Genomic DNA, 3653 nt, shown 5'->3' with positions numbered 1-3653 from the left:
GCCGTTCGCCCTACTGCACCAGCCGGTGGTGGACCTCGCCACCGGCCGGATCACCGGGGTCTCCGCCCAGGTCCGGCACCGCACCGCCCAGGGCATCCTGTTCACCCCGGCGGAGTTCCTGCGGGTCGCCGAGCTGGCCGAGCTGGCCGAACTGGCCGGCGAGGCCGCCGACCGCGTCCCCGCCCCCGACCGGGGCGCGCCACGGCCCCGGCCGGCCGGCGGCGACGACCCCCGCACCGCCGAACCGCCCGCCGCCGTCCTGCTGGAACGGGCCGTCGCCCAGGCCGCCGAACGCGCCGCGCTCGGCCACCTCACCCCGGTCTCGGTCCGGCTGCCGGCCCGCGGACTGCTCGCCGCCGCCCTGCCGGCCGGCACCGTCGAGAAGCTCCTGGGCCACCACGGACTGCCCTCCGGGGCGCTGGTCATCGAGCTGTCCGACAGCGACCCGCGGATCTCCTTCGAGGACCTGGAACGCCGGCTGACCACCCTGCGCCGGCTCGGCGTCCGCATCGCCCTGGACGGTTTCGGCAGCGGCTACGCCGCCATCAACGCGCTGCGCAGACTCCCGGTGGACATACTGAAACTGGACCGGGGGCTGGTCGACAACGTCGTCGAGTCGGCCCGGCTGCACAAGATCACCAGCGGACTGCTCCGCATCGCCGGCGACCTCGGGATGCAGTCCGTCGCCGACGGCGTCGACGAGCCCGAGCAGATCCGCGTACTACGCGCGATGGGATGCACCCATGGCCAGGGCACGGTCTTCTCCGGCCCGCTGGACGAGCACCGGCTGCGCCGCGCCCTCGCCCGCGGCGAGTACCCGCTGCCCATCGGCGCCGGACTGCCCGTCCTCACCGGCGGCACCCTGCCCGCCATGCGCTCCTACCTCACCCTCCGACCACATGGTGAGACCCGTATCCCACCCACTTGACACTGAAGGTGCGCCGGGGGGAGGGTCTGTGCCATGCGCACCCGAATTCTCGTACTTGGAAAGCGCGTCGGCTGAGCACGGCCTCGACACGGCCCTGCTGACTCCCCCCGGCGCGCTCCCCTCGCTTGCCTCACGGCACGAGGGGTTTTTTGTTGCACCGGCACGTGCCAGAACCGCCCGAACCTCGCAAAAACCCTCAGCTTCGAGAAGAGAACGCCGATGACCGAGCAGGCCTCCGGGTCCCACCATCCGCAGCCGCGGGCCCGTAGCGGCGGCCAGTCCGCCACCGTCGAACACGTCACGGGTGCGCAGTCCCTCATCCGCTCCCTGGAGGAGGTGGGCGCCGACACGGTCTTCGGCATTCCCGGCGGATGCATCCTCCCCGCCTACGACCCGATGATGGACTCCTCCCGGGTGCGGCACGTGCTGGTCCGCCACGAGCAGGGGGCCGGGCACGCGGCCACCGGCTACGCCCAGGCCACCGGCCGGGTCGGCGTCTGCATGGCCACCTCCGGCCCCGGCGCCACCAATCTGGTCACCCCGATCGCCGACGCCCACATGGACTCCGTCCCGCTGGTCGCGATCACCGGGCAGGTCGCCTCCAAGGCCATCGGCACGGACGCCTTCCAGGAGGCGGACATCTGCGGCATCACCATGCCGGTCACCAAGCACAACTTCCTGGTCACCAAGGCCGAGGACATCGCGCGCACCATCGCCGAGGCGTTCCACATCGCGGCCACCGGCCGCCCCGGCCCGGTCCTGGTCGACATCGCCAAGGACGCCCTCCAGGCGCAGACCGTCTTCTCCTGGCCGCCGCAGATGGACCTGCCCGGCTACCGCCCGGTGACCAAGCCGCACGCCAAGCAGATCCGCGAGGCCGCCAAGCTCATCACCGCGGCCAAGCGGCCCGTCCTGTACGTCGGCGGCGGCGTGCTGAAGGCCGGCGCCACCGCCGAGCTGAAGGTCCTCGCCGAGCTGACCGGCGCCCCGGTCACCACCACCCTGATGGCGCTGGGCGCCTTCCCCGACAGCCACCCGCTGCACGTCGGCATGCCCGGCATGCACGGCGCGGTCACCGCGGTCACCGCCCTGCAGAAGGCCGACCTGATCGTCGCCCTCGGCGCCCGCTTCGACGACCGGGTCACCGGCAAGCTGGACAGCTTCGCCCCCTTCGCCAAGATCGTCCACGCCGACATCGACCCGGCCGAGATCGGCAAGAACCGCACCGCCGACGTGCCGATCGTCGGCGACGCCCGCGAGGTCATCGCCGACCTGGTGCAGGCCGTGCAGGCCGAGCACACCGAGGGCAACACCGGGGACTACAGCGCCTGGTGGCGGGACCTGAGCCGCTGGCGCGACACCTACCCGCTGGGCTACGACCAGCCCGAGGACGGCAGCCTCTCCCCGCAGCAGGTCATCCAGCGCATCGGGCAGCTCGCCCCCGAGGGCACCGTCTACGCGGCCGGCGTCGGCCAGCACCAGATGTGGGCCGCCCACTTCATCGACTACGAGCGCCCCGCCACCTGGCTGAACTCCGGCGGCCTCGGCACCATGGGGTACGCGGTGCCCGCGGCCATGGGAGCCAAGGCCGGACTGCCCGACCGCACCGTCTGGGCGATCGACGGCGACGGCTGCTTCCAGATGACCAACCAGGAACTGGCCACCTGCGCCCTCAACGGCATCCCGATCAAGGTCGCCATCATCAACAACGGCGCCCTCGGCATGGTCCGCCAGTGGCAGACCCTCTTCTACAACCAGCGCTACTCCAACACCGTGCTGCACGCCGGCCCCGGCGAGGAGACCCCGGCCAACAAGGGCACCCGGATCCCGGACTTCGTCAAGCTGTCCGAGGCCATGGGCTGCGTGGCGCTGCGCTGCGAGCGCCCCGAGGACCTGGACAAGGTCATCGCCGAGGCCAACGCCATCAACGACCGCCCGGTGGTTGTCGACTTCATCGTCCACGAGGACGCCATGGTGTGGCCGATGGTCGCCGCCGGCACCTCCAACGACGAGGTCATGGCCGCCCGCGGGGTCCGCCCCGACTTCAGCGACGGCGACGACGACTGAAGCCCGCGCGTTCCCAGGAACTCCGAGGACTTCAAGGAAGCAGAGAAGCAGCCATGTCCAAGCACACGCTCTCCGTCCTGGTGGAGAACACTCCCGGCATCCTCGCCCGGATCGCCGCCCTGTTCTCCCGGCGCGGCTTCAACATCGACTCCCTCGCGGTCGGCGTCACCGAGCACCCCGAGATCTCCCGCATCACCATCGTCGTCCAGGTCGAGGACCTCCCGCTGGAGCAGGTGACCAAGCAGCTCAACAAGCTGGTCAACGTCCTGAAGATCGTGGAGCTGGAGCCCAGCGCCGCCATCGCCCGCGAGCTGGTCCTGGTGAAGGTCCGCGCCGACAACGAGACCCGCAGCCAGATCGTGGAGATCGTCCAGCTGTTCCGCGCCAAGACCGTCGACGTGTCCCCGGACGCCGTCACCATCGAGGCCACCGGTTCGAGTGACAAACTCAGTGCGATGCTGAAGATGCTGGAGCAGTTCGGCATCAAGGAACTCGTCCAGTCCGGCACGATCGCCATAGGGCGCGGCGCCCGCTCGATCACCGACCGCAGCCTGCGCGCGCTCGACCGTTCCGCGTAGGCGGCGGCCCCGGCCGCGCGTCCCGCGCCACGGCGACCCGTCCCCGAAGGACGGAGAGCCCCGCCGCCACCCGGTCACGG

At 71.4% G+C, this 3653-nt stretch carries 3 protein-coding genes; all 3 read left to right on the top strand.

Translation table 11 applies throughout. From position 1 onward, the window contains the following. A partial coding sequence (locus C6N75_RS04390) for an EAL domain-containing protein (RefSeq protein WP_146132480.1) occupies positions 1-928 on the top strand: 928 nt, incomplete at its 5' end. Between the two features lie 219 nt (positions 929-1147). Beyond that, a complete protein-coding gene (locus C6N75_RS04385) occupies positions 1148-2995 on the top strand; it encodes an acetolactate synthase large subunit (RefSeq protein WP_105867510.1) in 1848 nt (615 codons plus the stop codon). A gap of 53 nt (positions 2996-3048) precedes the next feature. Continuing rightward, positions 3049-3573, top strand: a complete 525-nt coding sequence (ilvN, locus tag C6N75_RS04380; RefSeq protein WP_105867509.1) for an acetolactate synthase small subunit — start codon at positions 3049-3051, stop codon at positions 3571-3573. Positions 3574-3653: the final 80 nt, after the last annotated feature.

Origin of the sequence: Streptomyces solincola, assembly GCF_002982015.1 — a bacterium.
GTDB classification, from domain to species: Bacteria; Actinomycetota; Actinomycetes; order Streptomycetales; family Streptomycetaceae; genus Streptomyces; species Streptomyces solincola.
This window is presented reverse-complemented; position numbering and strand designations above follow the sequence as displayed.

What these genes read in the sequence shown, in the direction of transcription:
- C6N75_RS04385 (WP_105867510.1), top strand. Translation starts at nt 1,148, where the DNA reads ATGACCGAGCAGGCCTCCGGGTCCCACCATCCGCAGCCGCGGGCCCGT.
- ilvN (WP_105867509.1), top strand. Translation starts at nt 3,049, where the DNA reads ATGTCCAAGCACACGCTCTCCGTCCTGGTGGAGAACACTCCCGGCATC.